This is a genomic window from Pseudomonas sp. RIT357, from assembly GCF_000632245.1.
In the GTDB taxonomy this organism is placed as follows: Bacteria; Pseudomonadota; Gammaproteobacteria; order Pseudomonadales; family Pseudomonadaceae; genus Aquipseudomonas; species Aquipseudomonas sivasensis.
Genome location: NZ_JFYX01000023.1, coordinates 161,944 through 182,062, shown reverse-complemented (window position 1 = coordinate 182,062; position 20,119 = coordinate 161,944). Strand labels below are relative to the sequence as shown.

The 20,119-nt window shown below is 60.7% G+C and carries 17 protein-coding genes; 15 read left to right on the top strand and 2 right to left on the bottom strand.

From position 1 onward, the window contains the following. The first annotated feature begins 183 nt into the window (after window positions 1-183). Window positions 184-738 (top strand): hypothetical protein, encoded by a 555-nt coding sequence (locus BW43_RS11790; protein ID WP_032887696.1) that lies wholly within the window; start codon window positions 184-186, stop codon window positions 736-738. A gap of 42 nt (window positions 739-780) precedes the next feature. Here BW43_RS11790 and aceK read toward each other — a convergent pair whose 3' ends face one another. Continuing rightward, window positions 781-2,502 (bottom strand): bifunctional isocitrate dehydrogenase kinase/phosphatase, encoded by a 1,722-nt coding sequence (gene aceK, locus BW43_RS11795; RefSeq protein ID WP_032887694.1) that lies wholly within the window; start codon window positions 2,500-2,502, stop codon window positions 781-783. A gap of 388 nt (window positions 2,503-2,890) precedes the next feature. Here aceK and BW43_RS11800 point away from each other — a divergent pair, with 388 nt between their 5' ends. From BW43_RS11800 to BW43_RS11810, 3 genes are all read left to right on the top strand, one after another. Then, a complete protein-coding gene (locus BW43_RS11800; protein WP_032887692.1) occupies window positions 2,891-4,516 on the top strand; it encodes a methyl-accepting chemotaxis protein in 1,626 nt (541 codons plus the stop codon). A gap of 64 nt (window positions 4,517-4,580) precedes the next feature. Continuing rightward, window positions 4,581-5,477: a DMT family transporter gene (locus BW43_RS11805; RefSeq protein WP_032887690.1), complete on the top strand. Its 897-nt coding sequence runs from the start codon at window positions 4,581-4,583 to the stop codon at window positions 5,475-5,477. 384 nt (window positions 5,478-5,861) lie between these two features. Next, window positions 5,862-7,427: a PAS domain-containing methyl-accepting chemotaxis protein gene (locus BW43_RS11810; protein WP_032887688.1), complete on the top strand. Its 1,566-nt coding sequence runs from the start codon at window positions 5,862-5,864 to the stop codon at window positions 7,425-7,427. A gap of 254 nt (window positions 7,428-7,681) precedes the next feature. On the opposite strand, the gene BW43_RS11815 is transcribed toward BW43_RS11810, so the two are convergent. Beyond that, window positions 7,682-8,374 carry an alpha/beta family hydrolase gene (locus tag BW43_RS11815; protein WP_032887686.1) on the bottom strand — a complete coding sequence of 231 codons (693 nt, stop codon included), beginning with the start codon at window positions 8,372-8,374 and terminating at the stop codon, window positions 7,682-7,684. Between the two features lie 79 nt (window positions 8,375-8,453). Between BW43_RS11815 and ccoN (BW43_RS11820) the strand changes: the two genes are divergently transcribed. From ccoN (BW43_RS11820) to BW43_RS11870, 11 genes are all read left to right on the top strand, one after another. Next, window positions 8,454-9,878 carry a cytochrome-c oxidase, cbb3-type subunit I gene (gene ccoN / locus BW43_RS11820; RefSeq protein WP_032887684.1) on the top strand — a complete coding sequence of 475 codons (1,425 nt, stop codon included), beginning with the start codon at window positions 8,454-8,456 and terminating at the stop codon, window positions 9,876-9,878. Between the two features lie 10 nt (window positions 9,879-9,888). After that, a complete protein-coding gene (gene ccoO, locus BW43_RS11825) occupies window positions 9,889-10,497 on the top strand; it encodes a cytochrome-c oxidase, cbb3-type subunit II (RefSeq protein ID WP_032887682.1) in 609 nt (202 codons plus the stop codon). Between the two features lie 3 nt (window positions 10,498-10,500). Next, window positions 10,501-10,701, top strand: coding sequence for a cbb3-type cytochrome c oxidase subunit 3 (locus tag BW43_RS11830; RefSeq protein ID WP_032887681.1), 201 nt, complete (start codon window positions 10,501-10,503; stop codon window positions 10,699-10,701). Continuing rightward, window positions 10,698-11,645, top strand: coding sequence for a cytochrome-c oxidase, cbb3-type subunit III (gene ccoP / locus BW43_RS11835; RefSeq protein ID WP_032887679.1), 948 nt, complete (start codon window positions 10,698-10,700; stop codon window positions 11,643-11,645). Before BW43_RS11830 ends, ccoP (BW43_RS11835) begins: the two co-directional genes overlap by 4 nt. A 350-nt stretch (window positions 11,646-11,995) precedes the next feature. Continuing rightward, a complete protein-coding gene (ccoN, locus tag BW43_RS11840; RefSeq protein ID WP_032887677.1) occupies window positions 11,996-13,438 on the top strand; it encodes a cytochrome-c oxidase, cbb3-type subunit I in 1,443 nt (480 codons plus the stop codon). Beyond that, the gene (gene ccoO / locus BW43_RS11845; protein WP_003193167.1) at window positions 13,438-14,046 is read left to right on the top strand and encodes a cytochrome-c oxidase, cbb3-type subunit II; all 609 of its coding nucleotides are present in this window, start codon (window positions 13,438-13,440) and stop codon (window positions 14,044-14,046) included. The genes ccoN (BW43_RS11840) and ccoO (BW43_RS11845) overlap by 1 nt, the downstream gene beginning before the upstream one ends. A gap of 6 nt (window positions 14,047-14,052) precedes the next feature. Further along, the gene (locus tag BW43_RS11850; RefSeq protein WP_003175465.1) at window positions 14,053-14,238 is read left to right on the top strand and encodes a CcoQ/FixQ family Cbb3-type cytochrome c oxidase assembly chaperone; all 186 of its coding nucleotides are present in this window, start codon (window positions 14,053-14,055) and stop codon (window positions 14,236-14,238) included. Further along, a complete protein-coding gene (gene ccoP / locus BW43_RS11855; protein WP_032887676.1) occupies window positions 14,235-15,212 on the top strand; it encodes a cytochrome-c oxidase, cbb3-type subunit III in 978 nt (325 codons plus the stop codon). The genes BW43_RS11850 and ccoP (BW43_RS11855) overlap by 4 nt, the downstream gene beginning before the upstream one ends. Before the next feature lie 351 nt (window positions 15,213-15,563). Further along, a complete protein-coding gene (ccoG, locus tag BW43_RS11860; RefSeq protein ID WP_032887674.1) occupies window positions 15,564-16,979 on the top strand; it encodes a cytochrome c oxidase accessory protein CcoG in 1,416 nt (471 codons plus the stop codon). 15 nt (window positions 16,980-16,994) lie between these two features. Then, complete coding sequence (locus BW43_RS11865) at window positions 16,995-17,534, top strand: FixH family protein (protein ID WP_032887673.1); 540 nt, start codon at window positions 16,995-16,997, stop codon at window positions 17,532-17,534. A gap of 113 nt (window positions 17,535-17,647) precedes the next feature. Further along, window positions 17,648-20,098, top strand: a complete 2,451-nt coding sequence (locus tag BW43_RS11870; RefSeq protein WP_032887671.1) for a heavy metal translocating P-type ATPase — start codon at window positions 17,648-17,650, stop codon at window positions 20,096-20,098. Window positions 20,099-20,119: the final 21 nt, after the last annotated feature.

Genomic DNA, 20,119 nt, shown 5'->3' with positions numbered 1-20,119 from the left:
GCGATTGTCGCAGATTTCGGCAGGACGGGAGACGTTGCGTCATCGGGTAACGCCGCTGGCAACCCCATCACAAGGACGGTTCCTACAAAAATCCGACCACCCTTCCCACGCGTTAAAGCTGAAATCCGATGTATTGAGCGAGCGACGCGGGGTTCAAATCTGCCCCCCCCAAGAGGATTTCGTATGCCTATTAATCCCCATCGCTCTACCAGCGGCAGTTTCTCGCATTCACACGCCAACACACATCACGACGTCACGCCTTATAAGGGCTCGCCGTTACCCTGCTGCACTTCCGTTGGCTATGCGCTGCTGAACAATACAAAAGCGCGGGACCTGAATGCGGAACTGCACCTGGCAGGCGCGGCGCTGAACCCCAGAAGCCCCAGAGGTCAGTTGGTGAACGTCAATCAGCCAAAAGACCTGAAGATCCTGGATAAACCGACTTCGTTGAATAAGTTTGTGCTAACCCAAGGCGGCCAATTGGTAGTCGGCAACATCGACAAAAACGTGCCACCCAAGTGGATGTCTCACCCCGCCATTGCCGAAATCGGCGCTGGCCCCGGTCAGTCGCAGAAGATCGTCAGTGCCGGGTACATGAAAAAAAACCTGCTGGGGAAAGTCTGTCTATCCAATACGTCAGGCCATTACTTACCCAAGCAAAGTGACTTGAGGCCCGCGCTGCAACATTTAAGGAGCATGGGCGTGGAGGCAACCAAGGGCGTATGTGTCATCGTCTGACGCCGGCTGACTCAGGGCGGGGGTTCCAGCACACCTCGCCCTTCAGGAGTAACCGCGCTCCTTGCGTCGGTACGGAAACACATCAATCACCTTCCCCGCGCGAATCGCTTCTTGCAGTCCCTTCCAGTAGTCGGCGTTGTACAACTCGCCATGCAATTCATCAAATAGCTTGCGCTGCCCGGCGTCGGCGAACAGGAACGGCGGGAATTCTTCTGGGAACACGTCCAGCGGACCGATGGAGTACCAGGGTTCCGACGCCATTTCATCCTCGGGCGTGCGTGGCTCGGGGATGTGGCGGAAATTGGCTTCGGTGAGAAAGCAGATTTCGTCGTAGTCATAAAACACCACGCGGCCGTGGCGGGTGACGCCGAAGTTCTTCAGCAGCATGTCGCCGGGGAAGATATTCGCCGCCGCCAGTTGCTTGATGGCCAAGCCGTAGTCCTCCAGGGCTTCGCGCACCTGGGCGGGGTTGGCGTTTTCGAGGTACAGGTTGAGCGGGGTCATGCGCCGCTCGGTCCAGCAGTGACGAATGAGCACGGTGTCGCCCTCTACTTCGACGGTGCCGGCGGCGACTTCCAGCAACTCGGCCAGGCACTCGGGCTCGAACTTGCTCAAGGGGAAACGGAAGTCGGCAAACTCCTGGGTATCGGCCATGCGCCCCACACGGTCGACGCTTTTGACCAGCCGGTACTTCTCGATGACCGTGGCGCGGTTGACGTTTTTCGACGGTGAAAAGCGGTCCTTGATGATCTTGAACACGGTGTTGAAGCCCGGCAGCGTGAACACACTCATGACCATGCCACGCACGCCCGGCGCCATGATGAATTGGTCGTCGGTGGTGGCCAGGTGATTGATCAGCGCGCGATAGAACTCCGACTTGCCATGCTTATAGAAGCCGATGGAGGTGTACAGCTCGGCGATGTGCTTGCCCGGCAGGATGCGCTTGAGGAAACCGATGAACTCCGCGGGCACCGGTACGTCGACCATGAAGTAGGAACGCGTAAACGAAAAGATGATCGACACATCGGCTTCGTCGGTGATCAACGCATCGATCTGGATGCCCTGCCCTTCGCGGTGCAACAACGGAATCACCAGGGGCCATTGTTCCTCTCGGGTGTAGAGGCGACCTACAAGATAGGCGCCTTTGTTGCGGTAGAGCACCGAAGAAAACAACTCGACCTTGAGGTCCGGGTCCTTGCATACCCAATCGGGCAGGTTTTCCCGTAATTGCGCTTCGAGGCGCTGCAGGTCTGCGTTCAGATCGGCGTAGGGCTCGCTGAAACGGTAGTCCGCAAAGATCTGCGCAAGCATCTCGCCGATTTTACCGGCGGGCGTATAGGTGCGGGTCTGCGCTGCCCGCGCCCGACGCAGGCTGGGCCGAGTGGTGTGGATAAACATGCAGCCGTCGCTGATCAGGTCGTGGCTGAACAGGCCGCAGAAGATCGAGTTGTACCAAGTCTCGGACAGCTCATCGTCGAAACGCAGGTCGATCAAGTCGATGTAGGCGCTTTTGACCAAGGGCCACAGGTCGACATCCAGTAAGTCCGCGTCTTCGAAACGGGCGCGCAGGCCAGCGATCACCTCAGAGACCTTCTCTTCGTACAGGTTGATCCGCGCCGCAGACGCCGCCTGGCCCTGCTGCCACTGGGCCTTTTCGAAACGCTCGCGGGCGCCATCGGTGATCTGGCGAAAGTGCTCACGGTAATCGTCGAAGCCGTCGAGGATCGTGCGGGCGATAGCGAGGGCGGGCGTGGGTTGCGACATGCGGAAAACCTCGAACGAGCATCGGGAAGCCCTGAGCTTAGCCAGTGTACGTAAGCAGGAGAAGGCTGATTTTTTGCGCTGCGTTGTACAACTTCGTTCACATCGTACATTTGTTTTCAATTTTTTTAATTCGACCATACGGTCAATAAAAACACCTATTAGTCGTCATCCGTTTGACCAATAGCCGCTAACGGCGGGGCTTGGCACTTGGTGCCAGAAATAGCGGTGCCAATTCCAATTTTGATCCCGCCTCAAGCGTTGGATCCAACTAAGGGAAACCCCGATTACCACCTTGATGGCACTTTGATATACAGCGCGCCCTCTCCCACCCTAACAAGGTCAAAAGACCGATCCGGGAGCAGGTTCTAATTGCCCAAGGAGCATTGAGATGTCATTGAGGAACATGAGGATCGGTCTGCGTGCCAGTCTGAGTTTTGGGGTGTTGGCCAGCTTGCTGGTGATTGTTGGCCTGTTCGGCCTGGGGCAGATGGCCAAGCTGCGCGAAAGCGCGCTGGTCATCGAGCAGTCGTGGATGCCGAGCATCGAGAATATCCACGACAGCGCGGCCTTCGCGGCCAGTATCCGCCTGGAGGCTTTGCGCCTGGTGACCACCGATGAGTCCCGGGTGCGTGACAACAGCAGAAACCTGATTACCCTGCAGCGCAACGAACTGCAAACCCTGCTGGCCCGCCATGAAACCCTGCTGACCAATGACGAAGAGCGCGAGATGCTCAAGCAGGTCAAAACCGACGTGGCCGGCTACCTGGCGATCGTCGGCCAAATGGTTGATTTGATCGATAAGGATCAGCAACAAGACGCTATTGACCTGCTCAACAACCGCCTTGCGCCTCAAGGCACCCTCCTCACCCAGAGTTTGGAAAAGCTGATCGTCTTCAATCAGAACGGTGTCGAAGCCGCTGCGGACTCCGCCGCACAGATGTATTCGAGCGCGCAATGGGTGGTCGGCCTGATCATCGTGATTGCACTGATCGCCACTTTGCTGCTGGCGTGGCTGCTGACCCGCAGCATCACCGCGCCGCTCAGCCAGGCGCTGTCCGTGGCGCGCACCATCGCCGCCGGCGACTTGAGCCAACCGATCAACGTCAGCGGCAATGATGAGCCGGCCCAACTGCTTGGCGCCCTGGTCACCATGCAGACGCAGTTGCAGACCACCATCCGTGGGATCAGCGAATCGGCGCAACAACTGGCCTCGGCCGCCGAAGAAATGAGCTCGGTGATGGAACAGAGCACACGCGGCCTGCAAGCGCAAAACGATGAAATCGAACAAGCCGCCACCGCCGTTACCCAGATGAGCGCGGCCGTGGACGAAGTGGCGGGCAATGCGGTGTCCAGCGCTGAAGCGTCCCAGGCCTCGGATGAAGACAGCAAGCACGGCCACTACCAGATCAGCGAAACCATCAGCTCGATCCAGAACCTGGTGGATGAAGTACTCAGCGCCTCGAACAAAGCCGAAGGCCTGGCGGTACAGGCCCAGGACATCAGCAAGGTGCTGGAAGTCATCCGTGGGATTGCCGGGCAAACCAACCTGCTGGCCCTCAACGCTGCGATTGAAGCGGCGCGCGCAGGTGAAGCCGGGCGCGGTTTTGCGGTGGTTGCCGACGAGGTGCGTTCCCTCGCGCAGCGCACACAGGATTCCACCGAAGAAATCGAGCAGATGATCAGCGGTATCCAGCAAGGCACGCAGGACACCGTCGAAGCGTTGAACAGCAGCGCAGAGCACGCTGGCCAGACCCTGCAACGGGCCAACAGCGCCGGCAGCGCCCTTGAGAAAATCACCGCCGCCATCTCGCAGATCAGCCAGCGCAACCTGGTGATCGCCAGCGCCGCCGAGCAACAGGCGCTGGTGGCCCGCGAAGTGGACCGCAGCCTGGTGAATATCCGCGACCTGTCCACCCAGACCGCCGCCGGCGCTACCCAGACCTCGGCCGCCAGCCAGGAATTGTCGCGCCTGGCAGTGGACCTCAACGGTTTGGTGACGCGGTTTGTCGTGTAAACAGTGATTGTGTCGGACAGGTGACTGGGCAACACTCGCGGCCTTATTGATGTAGGAATATTCCGTGAGACCTGTCGACACCCTGTACCTGTTGGGGCTGGCTGCCATTTGGGGCGCGAGCTTTTTGTTCATGCGCATCATCGCCCCGGAAATCGGCCCCGTCCCGACCGCGTTTTTCCGCGTATCGATTGCCGCCGCCGGCCTGCTGGTGATGCTGGCAGTAATGCGAGTGCGCTGGGATTTCCAGGGCAAGTTCAAGACAGTCCTGTTGCTCGGCGTGATCAACTCCGGGATCCCGGCGACCATGTACTCCGTGGCCGCCCAAGTGCTGCCGGCCGGTTACTCGGCGATCTTCAATGCCACCACGCCGCTGATGGGTGTATTGATCGGCGGGCTGTTCTTCAGCGAACGGCTCACCGCTTCAAAAATAGCCGGGGTGAGCCTTGGCCTGCTTGGTGTAGGCGTACTCACGCGCGCCAGGCCGGTGGCCTTTGACCTTGAGCTGCTGATGGGTGCAGTGGCCTGCCTGGTGGCGACCACCTGTTATGGCTTCGCCGGCTTCCTCGCGCGGCGTTGGCTGGACCAGCGTGGCGGGTTGGACAGTCGCCTGTCCGCCTTGGGCAGCATGCTCGGCGCGACGTTGTTTCTGTTGCCGCTCTTCGTCTACAGCGCCGCCCTGCATCCGCCCGCGAGCTGGGGTGGCTGGGAGGTGTGGGCATCGTTGCTCGGGTTGGGGTTGGGGTGTACAGCGTTGGCGTATGTTTTGTACTTCCGGTTGCTGACGGCTATTGGACCGGTGAGGTCGATGACCACTACCTTCCTGATCCCGCCGTTTGGGGTGCTGTGGGGGGCGTTGTTGCTCGACGAACCGTTATCGATGGCGCATCTATACGGCGGGGTGTTGATTGGGGGGGCGTTGTGGCTGGTGTTGCGACCGGGGAAATTGGCCAAAGTGATTTAGGCGGGACAAGGGCTGTTTATCGTGTTGGCACTGAGCCTGGCGTTCCAGTGGCTGCCCGGCTTCTATAACGGAAACGGCATTGACGTACAGCCCGTCCCCGGATGCCATGGCCTTCTCAATGTATTCCAGATGCTTCGGTATTTACCCCATTAACCCGGATGCCACACTCACCTAGTTGAGCCAAGGCGCTACTGAGCATATGGCTTTTATCCACGAGTATTAGCGCAGCACTATCCAGCAGCCTATGGCGATCGACATTCTCAATACCGGAAAACTCAAATAGAACAGTGAGGTGGCGTCCGACCGAGGGATTGTTGCAAAAATAAGTTAAATAAACCCCCGTTCCGGTCGATACCCCCTGAAAGCCTTGCGGATTGAACAACCATGCGTAATAACCAACCCGTTACCCAGCGCGAACGTACCTTCCCCGCTCAGCAACGGTTGATCTCAACCACAGATGCCAAAGGCGTGATCACCTACTGCAACGACGCTTTCGTCGAGATCAGTGGGTTTAGTCGCGAAGAACTGGTACGCGCCCCGCACAACCTGGTTCGTCACCCGGACGTGCCGGCGGCGGTGTTCGGGCATATGTGGGCCACGCTCAAACAAGGCTTGCCATGGATGGGCATCGTTAAGAACCGCTGCAAGACGGGCGATCACTACTGGGTTAACGCCTATGTGACGCCGGTCTTTGAAGGCAATCAGGTGGTCGGCTACGAATCGGTGCGCATCAAGCCCACCGCCGAGCAGATCCGCCGGGCCGAAGCGCTCTACCAACGTATCAACCAGGGCAAGTCGGCCGTTCCCCAGCGGGACAAGTGGTTGCCGGTGTTGCAGGACTGGCTGCCGTTTATCCTGATCAGCCAGTTGAGCTTCATGATTGGCGTGTCGCTCAACTCCCACTGGGGCTTTGCCCTGGCGGCGGGTTTGTCGGTGCCGTTGGGCCTGCTGGGCCTGAGCTGGCAACAGCGCGGTCTCAAGCGCCTGCTGCGTTTGGCCGAGCAGACCACCTCCGACCCGTTGATCGCGCAGATGTACACCGACAGCCGTGGCGCTCAGGCGCGCTTGGAGATGTCGATCCTCAGCCAGGAAGCGCGTCTGAAGACATGCCTTACACGCTTGCAGGACACTGCTGAGCATCTCAACGAGCAAGCGGCGCAGTCCAACACCCTGGCCCACAACAGCTCCAGCGGCCTGGAACGCCAGCGCGTGGAAACCGAACAGGTGGCCACAGCGGTCAACCAGATGGCGGCGACCACCCAGGAAGTCGCCAGCCATGTGCAGCGCACGGCTGACGCCACTCAGGAAGCCAATCGCTTGACCGGTCGCGGCCGGGATATCGCGGGGGAAACCCGCGAGGCCATTCAGCGTCTGTCGGTTGCCGTGGGTGAGACGGGCGTGACCGTCACTCAACTGGCCAAGGACAGCGATGAGATCGGCGGTGTTGTTGACGTGATCAAGGGCATTGCCGACCAGACCAACCTGTTGGCATTGAACGCTGCTATCGAAGCCGCTCGTGCCGGCGAGATGGGCCGTGGCTTTGCCGTGGTAGCTGACGAAGTACGGCAGCTGGCGCAGCGTACGGCCGAGTCGACCGGGCAGATCCATGCTCTGATCGCCAAGCTGCAACACACCGCCGCCGCCGCTGTGCAAACCATGGACGCCGGGCATCGCCAGGCCGAAGAAGGTGTGGCGCGGGTGATGGAAGCGGATCAGGCGTTGGTGGGCATCAGTGAGGCGGTGGCGCATATCACTGACATGACCACGCAAATTGCAGCGGCGACTGAAGAGCAAAGCTCGGTAGCCGAAGAGATCAGCCGTAACATCAGCACCATTGCGCTGTTGGCAGATCAGACCTCGGAGCAGGCGATGAACTCGGCGCAGTTGAGTGAGGAATTGACGCATACCGCCAATACCCAGTACTCGCTGGTGGAGCGTTTTAACCGCTAGACCGCTCTCGGGGGCAGGGTTATCTACACAACGCTTAAAGGCAGACACATAACTCTGTGGTGAGCGGGCTTGCCCGCGCTGGGCTGCGAAGCAGCCCTAATCCAGACACCGCATTTTTTCAGCAACACCCGACTGGCAGGTTTTGGGGCTGCTGCGCAGCCCAGCGCGGGGCAAGCCCGCTCCCCACAAGAGCCTCGTTTTCTCAGGGTATGTTTGCATCGAAGATGTGTAGATACCTACGTCCCGATACGTCCCTAACAGGCGCCGAGAAACCTGGCGACCTGCACCGCCGCAGCCTCCAAATGCTGCTCATGACTAAACCCCGAAGCCTTCAACGGCTTCAAATCATGATCCCCCGCCACCAGCCACATCACCTCGATGCTCGGTGACAACACATACCCCTCCACCGTCGCCCGATTGCCCAGCGCATCGCGCTCGCCCTGCACAATCAACGTCGGCGTCTTTAGCTCGACCAAATGCTCGACCCTCGGTTTTTCCGGCTTGCCCACCGCATAGAACGGATAGCCCAGGCACACCAACGCGTCCGCGGCCAATTCATCGGCCAACAGACTCGCCATGCGCCCGCCCATGGACTTGCCACCAATGGCCAGTTTCCCAGCGACATGACGTCGCACCTCGGCATGCACTTCGCGCCAGGCTTCCAGCAGTTTCGGCGCCGGGTTGGGTGGGCGTTTGCCACCATCCAATCGACGCTGGGCCATGTAGGGAAACTCGAAGCGCAACACGTTGACGCCATGCCCGGCAAGGCGTGCAGCCATGTCGTTCATGAAGGATGAGTCCATCGGTGCGCCGGCGCCGTGGGCCAGGATCAGCGTCACCGGTGTACGCGCGATAGACCCTTTCGCTACATCCCACAACCAGCCGTGTTCCCGCACACACTGCGCCCATTGATCCCCGTCAATACTGGCCTTGTGCTCTTTGCCCATGCTTGCCTCGCTATTTAGTCTGCCTATAACTCCAGCCCAAGTGCCGCATTTGCTTGGGTTGAACCGTGGATGGGGAACCATGAACACTACTTTAAGTACCGCCTATAACTACAAGGTGGTCCGCCAATTCGCCATTATGACGGTGGTGTGGGGCATCGTCGGCATGGGGCTCGGGGTTTTTCTCGCCGCCCAATTGGTTTGGCCCGCACTCAACTTCGATTTGCCCTGGACCAGCTTCGGCCGCTTGCGCCCGCTGCACACCAACGCGGTGATCTTCGCTTTCGGCGGCTGCGCACTGTTTGCCAGCTCGTTCTACTCGGTGCAACGCACCTGCCAAACGCAGCTGTTCGCGCCGAAAATCGCCGCGTTTTGCTTCTGGGGTTGGCAGTTGGTCATCCTGCTGGCTGCGATCACCTTGCCGCTGGGCTACACCAGTTCCAAGGAATACGCCGAGCTGGAATGGCCGATCGACATCCTGATCACCATTGTCTGGGTGGCCTACGCCATCGTGTTCTTCGGCACGGTGATGAAGCGCAACACCAAGCACATCTACGTCGGTAACTGGTTCTTCGGTGCGTTCATCATCACCGTGGCGATCCTGCATATCGTCAACAACCTGGAAATCCCGGTCAGCCTGACCAAGTCCTACAGCCTCTACGGCGGTGCGACGGATGCCATGGTGCAGTGGTGGTATGGGCACAACGCGGTAGGCTTTTTCCTCACCGCAGGCTTCCTGGGGATGATGTACTACTTCGTGCCCAAGCAGGCCGAACGTCCGGTGTATTCCTATCGCTTGTCCATCGTGCACTTCTGGGCGCTGATCACCCTGTACATCTGGGCCGGTCCGCACCACTTGCACTACACCGCGCTGCCGGACTGGGCGCAGTCCCTGGGCATGGTGATGTCTCTGGTACTGCTGGCTCCGAGCTGGGGCGGCATGATCAACGGGATGATGACCCTCTCGGGCGCCTGGCATAAGTTGCGCAGCGACCCGATCCTGCGCTTTTTGGTGGTGTCCCTGGCGTTCTACGGCATGTCGACCTTCGAAGGCCCGATGATGGCGATCAAGACCGTCAACGCCCTCTCCCACTACACCGACTGGACCATCGGCCACGTACACGCCGGCGCCCTCGGTTGGGTGGCGATGATCTCCATCGGCGCGCTGTACCACATGATCCCGAAAGTCTTCGGTCGCGAGCAGATGTACAGCCTCGGCCTGATCAACGCGCACTTCTGGCTGGCCACCATCGGCACCGTGCTCTACATCGCCTCGATGTGGGTCAACGGCATCGCCCAGGGCCTGATGTGGCGTGCGATCAACGAAGACGGCACCTTGACCTACTCCTTCGTCGAAACCCTGGTGGCCAGCCATCCAGGCTTCATCGTGCGGCTGGTGGGCGGTGCGGTGTTCCTCAGCGGCATGTTCCTGATGGCTTACAACACGTGGCGCACCGTGCGTTCGCCGCAGCCTGTCGAAGCCGCCACCACTGCGCAGCTGGCCTGAGGAGTCTGTGATGAAACACGAAACGATTGAAAAGAACGTCGGCCTGCTGATGCTGCTCATGGTGCTCGCCGTGAGCATCGGCGGCCTGACCCAGATCGTCCCGCTGTTCTTCCAGGACGTGACCAACAAGCCGGTGGAAGGCATGAAGCCGTACACCGCGCTGCAACTGGAAGGCCGCGACATCTACATCCGCGAAGGCTGCGTGCAGTGCCACTCGCAGATGATCCGTCCGTTCCGCGCCGAAACCGAACGCTACGGCCACTACTCGGTGGCGGGCGAAAGCGTGTGGGATCACCCGTTCCTGTGGGGCTCCAAGCGCACCGGCCCGGATCTGGCCCGCGTTGGCGCCCGCTACTCGGACGACTGGCACCGCGCGCACTTGTACAACCCGCGCAACGTAGTGCCCGAGTCGAAGATGCCGGCCTACCCGTGGCTGGTCACGGCCCAGGTCGACAGCAGCCACACCGAGAACAAGTTGAAAGTAATGCGCACCCTCGGCGTGCCATACACCGACGACGACATCAGTGGCGCCGTGGCCAGCCTCAAGGGCAAGACCGAGATGGACGCGCTGGTTTCGTACCTGCAAGTACTCGGCACTGCCATCAAGAGCAAGAGGTGAGCCATGGGATTTGAATTCGATGCGGGCACCATCCGGGGCCTTGGCACGCTGGTCGTTGCCATCGCCTTTATCGGCCTGTCGCTGTGGGTGTTCAACAACCGGCGCAATGAGGAATTCGAGCAGGCGCGCCTGCTGCCCTTCGCCGATGAACCTTCTCCATCCGACGCTCAAGAAGAGCCTGCAACAAGGAGCAATCGGCCATGACCCTATTCTGGAGTACATGGATCTGCGTACTGACCCTCGGCAGCCTGATCGGGCTGACCTGGCTATTGATCGCCACCCGCAAGGGCGAGACCAAGGGCAGTGTCGACCAGACCATGGGCCACGCCTTCGACGGTATCGAGGAATACGACAACCCGCTGCCCCAGTGGTGGTTCATGCTGTTCGCCGGCACCCTGGTGTTTGCGGTCGGCTACCTGGTGCTCTACCCGGGCCTGGGCAACTGGAAAGGTGTGCTGCCGGGCTATGAAGACGGTTGGACCTCGGCCAAGGAGTGGGACAAGGAGATGGCCAAGGCCGACACCAAGTTCGGGCCGATCTTCGCCAAATTCTCGGCCATGCCCGTTGAAGAAGTCGCTAAAGACCCGCAAGCGCTGAAGATGGGCGGTCGCCTGTTCGCGTCCAACTGCGCGGTGTGTCACGGCTCGGACGCCAAGGGCGCGTTCGGCTTCCCTAACCTGGCAGACAACATCTGGCGCTGGGGCGGCTCGGCTGAGGCCATCAAGACCACCATCCTGAACGGTCGCCACGCGGCGATGCCGGCCTGGGGTACGGTGCTGGGTGACGACGGTGTGAAAAACGTCGCTGCCTATGTACGTCACGATTTGGCCAAGTTGCCACTGCCGGCCGATAGCACTGCCGACCTGGATGCGGGCAAAGCGGCGTTCAACACCACCTGCGTGGCCTGCCATGGGCCGGAAGGCCACGGTATGGAAGTCATGGGGGCGCCGAACCTGACGCTGCCAGGCGGCTATATCTACGGCACCAGCCTGGCGCAATTGCAGCAGACCATTCGTCACGGCCGTCAGGGCCAGATGCCGGCGCAGGAACTGTTGCAGGGCAACGACAAAGTGCACCTGCTCGCAGCTTACGTGTACAGCCTGTCTCACAACGCTGATGGTGCAATGCCAGAAAGCGCAGCTCAGTAACATCTGACTGCCGCCCCAATTTGGGGCGGCAGCTCTACCGCGCTACGCGACCAAGTGTCACACCCCTCCAAAGCACAACTTTCCCCTACTGCCATTCGGGTCTACGCTTGCTTGCACAGCGGACCGATCTTGGCGTACGCGACGACAGTCGTTGCGACCCCCAAAATTTCCTGTCCACTCGATCAGCTTTCGATTTCTGATTTTGTCCTTACGCCAAACATGGAAAGGGCGCAGAATCTGGCGTGGAACGCATTGATCCAGGTCAGCCATTGCGTTGCAATGGCCCCTCGCTTTCTACATACTTGCGGCCGATTTTACCTATAAAAAAACCTAAACCGTGGAACCTTAGAATGAGCACAGCAATCAGTCCGACTGCTTATAACTATAAGGTAGTCCGCCAGTTCGCCATCATGACGGTGGTCTGGGGGATCCTTGGCATGGGGCTCGGGGTGTTCATCGCCTCGCAACTGGTTTGGCCGGAATTGAATTTCGACTTGCCATGGACGACCTTCGGTCGCCTACGCCCGCTGCACACCAACCTGGTGATTTTCGCCTTCGGCGGATGTGCATTGTTTGCCACCTCCTACTATGTCGTGCAGCGAACCTGCCAGACGCGACTGATCTCCGATGGCCTCGCCGCCTTTACCTTCTGGGGTTGGCAGGCGGTCATCGTCGGCGCCATCGTCAGCCTGCCACTGGGCTACACCACCACCAAGGAATACGCCGAGCTGGAATGGCCGATCGCCATTTTGCTGGCGATTGTGTGGGTGACCTACGGTGCGGTGTTCTTCGGCACCATCGTCAAGCGCAAAACCAAGCACATCTACGTGGGCAACTGGTTCTACGGTGCGTTCATCGTGGTCACGGCGATGCTGCACATCGTCAACCACGCGTCGCTGCCGGTCAGCCTGTTCAAGTCCTACTCGGCATATGCCGGCGCGACGGACGCGATGATCCAGTGGTGGTACGGGCATAACGCCGTAGGCTTTTTCCTCACCACCGGTTTTCTGGGGATGATGTACTACTTCGTGCCGAAACAGGCCGAACGTCCTATTTACTCGTACCGTTTGTCCATCGTGCACTTCTGGGCATTGATCACCCTCTACATCTGGGCCGGCCCGCACCACTTGCACTACACCGCACTGCCGGACTGGGCGCAGTCCCTGGGCATGGCGATGTCGATCATCCTGTTGGCTCCGAGCTGGGGCGGCATGATCAACGGCATGATGACCCTCTCGGGTGCCTGGCATAAATTGCGCACCGACCCGATCCTGCGCTTCCTTGTGGTATCCCTGGCGTTCTACGGCATGTCGACCTTCGAAGGGCCGATGATGGCGATCAAGACCGTCAACTCGCTCTCCCACTACACCGACTGGACCATCGGCCACGTTCACGCCGGTGCCCTCGGTTGGGTGGCGATGATCTCCATCGGTGCGCTGTACCACATGATCCCCAAACTGTTCGGCCGTGCGCAGATGCACAGCGTCGGGCTGATCAACACGCACTTCTGGCTGGCCACCATCGGCACCGTGCTCTACATCGCTTCGATGTGGGTCAACGGCATCACCCAAGGCCTGATGTGGCGTGCGATCAACGATGACGGCACCCTCACCTACTCGTTCGTCGAAGCGCTGCAAGCCAGCCATCCGGGCTACATCGTCCGCGCCCTGGGCGGTGCGTTCTTCGCTGCTGGCATGCTGTTCATGGCCTACAACGTCTGGCGCACCGTGCGTGCCTCGGACCCCGCAGAAGCCGAAGCCGCCGCCAAGATCGCCGTTGTGGGAGCCCACTGATGAAGCATGAAGTAGTCGAGAAGAATATCGGCCTGCTGGCCTTCTTCATGGTCATCGCCGTGAGTATCGGCGGCCTGACCCAGATCGTTCCGCTGTTTTTCCAGGACGTGACCAACAAGCCGGTGGAAGGCATGAAGCCGCGCACCGCCCTTGAACTGGAAGGCCGCGACGTCTACATCGCCAACGGTTGCGTGGGCTGCCACTCGCAGATGATCCGCCCGTTCCGCGCCGAAACCGAACGCTACGGCCACTACTCGGTCGCCGGCGAAAGCGTATGGGACCACCCGTTCCTGTGGGGTTCCAAGCGCACCGGACCTGACCTGGCCCGTGTTGGCGGGCGTTACTCCGATGACTGGCAACGTGCGCACTTGTACAACCCGCGCAACGTGGTGCCTGAGTCAAAAATGCCGGCGTACCCGTTCCTCGTGGAAAACAAGCTCGACGGCAAGGACACCGCGAAGAAGATGGAAGTCTTGCGCACCCTGGGCGTGCCCTACACCGACGAAGACATCGCCGGTGCAGCCGCAGCCGTAAAGGGCAAGACCGAAATGGACGCATTGGTGGCCTACCTGCAAGGCCTGGGCACCATCATCAAAAGCAAACGGTGACTCTTCATGGATATCGGGATGATTCGTGGCCTGGGCACCGTTGTGGTGATGGTAGCCTTTATCGGCCTGGCGTTGTGGGTGTTCAGCCCCAAGCGCAAGTCGGAGTTTGAAGACGCGACCTTGCTGCCCTTTGCGGATGATCCCGAAGCCATCAAGCACGTCGAGCAAGCTTCTAGGAGTAACAAAGAATGACTACGTTCTGGAGTCTGTACGTCACAGTCCTCAGTCTGGGTACCATTTTCGCCCTGACCTGGCTGTTGCTGTCGACCCGCAAGGGCCAGCGCGCCGAGCAAACCGACGAGACCGTCGGCCACTCGTTCGATGGCATCGAGGAGTACGACAACCCATTGCCCAAGTGGTGGTTCATGCTGTTCGTCGGCACCATCATTTTTGCCCTTGGCTACCTGGTGCTGTACCCAGGCCTGGGCAATTGGAAAGGCCTGCTGCCAGGCTACAACTACCTCGACAACGACAAGCAAACCCCCTTCGCCAACGGCCAGACCGGCTGGACCGGTGTACACGAATGGGAAAAGGAAATGGCCCGGTCGGACGCCAAGTTCGGTCCGATCTTCGCCAAATTCGCCTCCATGCCCATTGAGGAAGTCGCCAAGGACCCGCAAGCCCTGAAGATGGGTGGCCGCTTGTTCGCGTCCAACTGCTCGGTGTGCCACGGGTCCGACGCCAAGGGTGCCTACGGCTTCCCCAACCTGACTGACGCCGACTGGCGCTGGGGTGGGGAGCCGGCGACGATCAAGGAAACCATCATGAAAGGCCGTCATGCCGTGATGCCGGGCTGGCTGCCGGTGCTGCAAGAAGAGGGTGTCAGCGACGTGGCGGCCTACGTGGTCACCCAACTCGACGGCCGCAAACTGCCCGAAGGCGTCAAGGCGAACGTAGCCAACGGCGAAAAACTCTTCGCCGCCAACTGCGTGGCCTGCCACGGCCCAGCCGGTAAAGGCACCCCAGCAATGGGCGCGCCCGACCTGACCCACCCCGGTGCATTCATCTACGGTTCGAGCTTCGCCCAACTGCAGCAGACCATCCGTTTCGGCCGCCAGGGCCAGATGCCGGCGCAGGAACAATTGCAAGGCAATGACAAGGTGCACTTGCTCGCGGCGTATGTTTACAGCTTGTCCCATGGGGATAAGAAGGCCGAGGAGCAGTAAGGCTACCCCCTTACCCAGAAACACCAAAAAACCCTTGTGAGAGGGGGCTTGCTCCCGATGACGGTGGATCAGTATTAGTGACTCTGACTGACACGCCGCTATCGGGAGCAAGCCCCCTCACACATTGGATCTTCGGCTTTTTGAAGGTTGAGCCCGCAAAAACCGTCCATACTTCACAAGTCAATTGATCCAGATCACGTACACCATCAATTGATTTTCCCCAACGCGACCAAAGGTCGCACCCCTTGCGCAGCATCGGGGGCGTATCATTACGCCACTGCAAGACCCCTAATTTGACCCCGGTTGGCACGTACTGGCCGAGGCAAATCTCCACCGCCGTGGGATGCAATGATGAGCGACCAAATACCGGTACATGACGTTACCCCGCCTGCCAAACACTCGACCGCCACCGTCGACCTCTACGCCCCGCGCGAGAAAATCTACACCCGCGCCTTTACCGGCCTGTTCCGCAATTTACGAATGCTCGGCGGCGCTGCTTTGTTCCTGCTCTACTTCGGCACGGTGTGGCTGAACTGGGGTGGCCACCAGGCCGTGTGGTGGAACCTGCCGGAGCGTAAGTTCTTCATTTTCGGTGCGACCTTCTGGCCCCAGGACTTCATCCTGCTCTCGGGTATTCTGATCGTCGCGGCGTTTGGCCTGTTCTTCATCACGGTGTACGCCGGCCGCGTGTGGTGCGGTTATACCTGCCCGCAAAGCGTGTGGACGTGGATCTTCATGTGGTGCGAAAAAGTCACCGAAGGCGACCGCAACCAACGCATCAAGCTGGATAAAGCGCCGATGGGCGCCAACAAATTCCTGCGCAAATTCAGCAAGCACAGCCTGTGGCTACTGATCGGTTTTGCCACCGGGATTACCTTCGTCGGCTACTTCTCGCCGATCCGCGAACTGGTGTTCGATTTCTTCACCGGCCAGGCCGATGGCTGGTCGTATTTCTGGGTCGGTTTCTTCACCCTCGCCACCTACGGCAACGCCGGCTGGCTGCGCGAACAGGTGTGCATCTACATGTGCCCGTACGCGCGTTTCCAGAGCGTGATGTTCGACAAAGACACCCTCATCGTCTCTTACGACCCACGTCGTGGAGAGCTGCGTGGCCCGCGTAAAAAAGGGATCGACTACAAGGCCCAAGGCCTGGGCGACTGCATCGATTGCACGATGTGCGTGCAGGTGTGCCCCACCGGCATCGACATCCGCGACGGTCTGCAAATCGAGTGCATCGGCTGCGCCGCGTGCATCGACGCCTGCGACAACATCATGGACAAGATGGAGTACCCGCGCGGCCTGATCAGCTACACCACCGAGCACAACCTGTCCGGGCAGAAAACCCACAAGCTGCGCCCACGCCTGATCGGGTACGCCCTGGTGTTGCTGGCGATGATCAGCCTGTTGGCCGGGGCGTTCTTCATGCGGTCGCTGGTGGGCTTCGACGTGAGCAAAGACCGCGTGCTCTACCGCGAAAACGCCGAAGGCCGGATCGAAAACGTCTACAGCCTGAAGATCATGAACAAGGACCAGCGCGACCACACCTACGTGCTCGACGCATCAGGCCTGCCAGACCTCAAACTACAGGGCCGGCGCGAGATCAAAGTGGCTGCCGGCGATATCGTCAGCATGCCAGTGGAACTGTCGAGTGCGCCGGAACAACTGCCGTCGAGCACCAACGAGGTGAAATTCACCCTCACCGATGCCGATGACGCCAGCGTCAACATTGAAGCCAAGAGCCGATTCATCGGCCCACAAGTTCGATAAAGAGAGAACGGAACAATGCCCTTAGCCACTGCCGCAAGCCCTTGGTACAAGCACCTCTGGCCCTGGATCATCATCGGGATCCTCGCCTGCTCGGTGACCTTGACCTTGTCCATGGTGACCATCGCGGTAAACAACCCGGACAACCTGGTCAACGACAACTACTACGAGGCTGGCAAGGGCATCAACCGCTCACTGGACCGCGAACGCCTGGCGCAGACCCTGCAACTGCGCGCCAAGCTGCATTTGGACGAACTGACCGGTGAAGTCGAGCTGAAGCTCACCGGCTACAGCAACCCGAACACCCTGGAATTGAACCTGATTTCCCCGACTCAGCCGGAGAAAGATCGCAAAATCAACCTGGCCCGCAGCGACAGCGAACCCGGCCGCTACATCGGCCAGGTCACCGACAAAGTCGAAGGCCGCCGCTTCGTGGAACTGCTGGGCGTGGAAGGCGACAAGACCTGGCGGCTGTTCGAGGAAGAAGAAGTCAGCCACGACAAAGACTTGCTGTTGGGTGATGAACCGTTGCAGGGTGCCGAAGACCTGAAAAAATAAACACCTGCGCTTCGCGCATCGCCGGCAATCCGGCTCCTACAGACCTACACCCCCTCTCGTAGGAGCCGGCTTGCCGGCGATGAGGCCTTCCCAGCCACCAAAGATCCCGAACCATGACCACCCCCACTCCCTGCTACCATTGCGCCCTGCCCGTACCGCCCGGCAGTCGGTTCACCGCCGATATCCTCGGCGAGCGCCGCGAACTCTGCTGCCCGGGCTGCCAGGCGGTGGCCGAAGCAATCGTGGCCGCAGGCTTGGAAAGCTATTACCAGCACCGCAGCGAAGCCTCGGCCAACCCCGAAACGCTGCCGGTGCAACTGGTGGACGAGCTGGCGCTGTACGATCGCGCGGACGTGCAAAAACCCTTCGTGCACCACCAAGGCGAACTGGCTGAAACGACCCTGTTGATGGAAGGCATCAGCTGCGCCGCCTGTGGCTGGCTGATCGAAAAACACCTGCGCAGCTTGCCCGCCGTTGCCGAGGCGCGGTTGAACCTGTCCAACCATCGCTTGCAGGTGCGCTGGGCCGACGGGCAATTGCCGTTGAGCCAAGTGCTCAGTGAGCTGCGCCATATCGGCTATGCCGCCCATCCTTATCAGGCCGACCGCGCCGCTGAGCAACTGGCCAGCGAAAACCGTCTGGCTTTACGCCAACTCGGTGTCGCCGGGCTGCTGTGGTTCCAGGCAATGATGGCAACCATGGCCACCTGGCCGGAATTCAATATCGACCTGAGCCCGGAGCTGCATGTAATCCTGCGCTGGGTGGCGATGTTTCTGACAACCCCCATCGTGTTCTACAGCTGCGCGCCGTTCTTCAAGGGCGCCATGCGCGACCTGCGCACGCGCCACCTGACCATGGACGTTTCAGTATCCCTCGCCATTGGCGGGGCTTATTTGGCGGGAATATGGACCGCGATCACCGGCGTCGGCGAGCTGTATTTCGATGCAGTGGGCATGTTTGCACTGTTCCTGCTGGCCGGTCGCTACCTGGAACGCCGTGCCCGGGAGCGCACGGCGGCGGCCACTGCGCAGTTGGTCAACCTGCTGCCTGCGTCGTGCCTGCGCTTGAAAGACGACGGCCAGAGCGAACGCATCCTGTTGAGCGAACTGGCCCTGGGCGACCGGGTGCTGGTGCATCCGGGCGCGGTGCTGCCAGCAGACGGCGTGATCCTCGATGGCCAGTCCAGCATTGATGAGTCCCTGCTCACCGGCGAGTACTTGCCGCAACCGCGCCAAGTCGGCGACACCGTCACCGCCGGCACCCTCAACGTCGACGGCGCGCTGACCGTCGAAGTGCGCGCCCTTGGCCACGAGACCCGCCTGTCCGCCATCGTGCGCCTGCTGGAGCGCGCCCAGGCCGAAAAACCGCGACTGGCGCAAATCGCCGACCGCGCCGCGCAGTGGTTCCTGTTGTGTTCGCTGATCGCCGCTGCGCTGATCGGCCTGCTGTGGTGGGAACTGGACTCATCACGAGCGTTCTGGATCGTGCTGGCGATGTTAGTGGCGACCTGCCCATGTGCGTTGTCCCTCGCTACACCTACCGCCCTGACCGCCGCCACCGGCACCCTGCACAAACTCGGGCTGCTGCTGACCCGTGGCCATGTGCTGGAGGGCCTGAACCAGATCGACACGGTGATCTTCGACAAGACCGGCACCCTCACCGAAGGTCGCCTGGCCCTGCGCGCGATCCGGCCGCTGGGCGAATTGGGCAGCGACGACTGCCTGGGGCTCGCCGCCGCACTGGAAAACCGCTCGGAACACCCGATTGCCCGCGCCTTTGGCCGTGCGCCACTGGCCGCTGAAGAAGTGCTCAGTACGCCCGGTCTCGGTTTGGAAGGTCGAGTGGGCGAGCGTCTGCTGCGCATCGGCCAGCCGGGTTTCGTCTGCGAACTCAGTGGCTGCCCGATCCCCGCTCCGCCGGACGACGCCGGACAATGGCTGCTGCTGGGCGACCGCAGCGGCGCCCTCGCCTGGTTCGTACTGGATGACCGCCTGCGCAGCGACGCCCCCGCCCTGCTCGCCGCTTGCAAGGCGCGCGGTTGGCGCACACTGCTGCTGTCCGGGGACAGTTCGCCGATGGTCGCCAGTGTCGCCCTTGAGCTGGGCATAGACGAGGCCCACGGCGGCCTGCGTCCCGACGACAAGCTGCACGTGCTGCAACAGCTGCACAAGGAAGGTCGCAAGGTGCTGATGCTCGGCGATGGCGTCAACGATGTCCCCGTCCTCGCCGCCGCCGATATCAGCGTGGCAATGGGCTCGGCCACCGACCTGGCCAAGACCAGTGCCGATGCGGTGTTGCTCTCCAATCGCCTCGACGCTCTGGTGCAGGCCTTCAGCCTGGCGCGGCGCACCCGACGAGTGATTATTGAAAACCTGCTCTGGGCGGGCCTATACAATGGCCTGATGTTGCCGTTTGCTGCTTTGGGCTGGATCACGCCAATCTGGGCGGCAGTCGGCATGTCCATCAGTTCGTTGACCGTGGTACTCAACGCCCTGCGCCTGACTCGCGTGCCGAGCGCACAGTCCGCCAGCGCCCCCTCAATCACCCGCCCGCTGCCCGCGTGAGCCGCGCGGGCATGGAGTGCA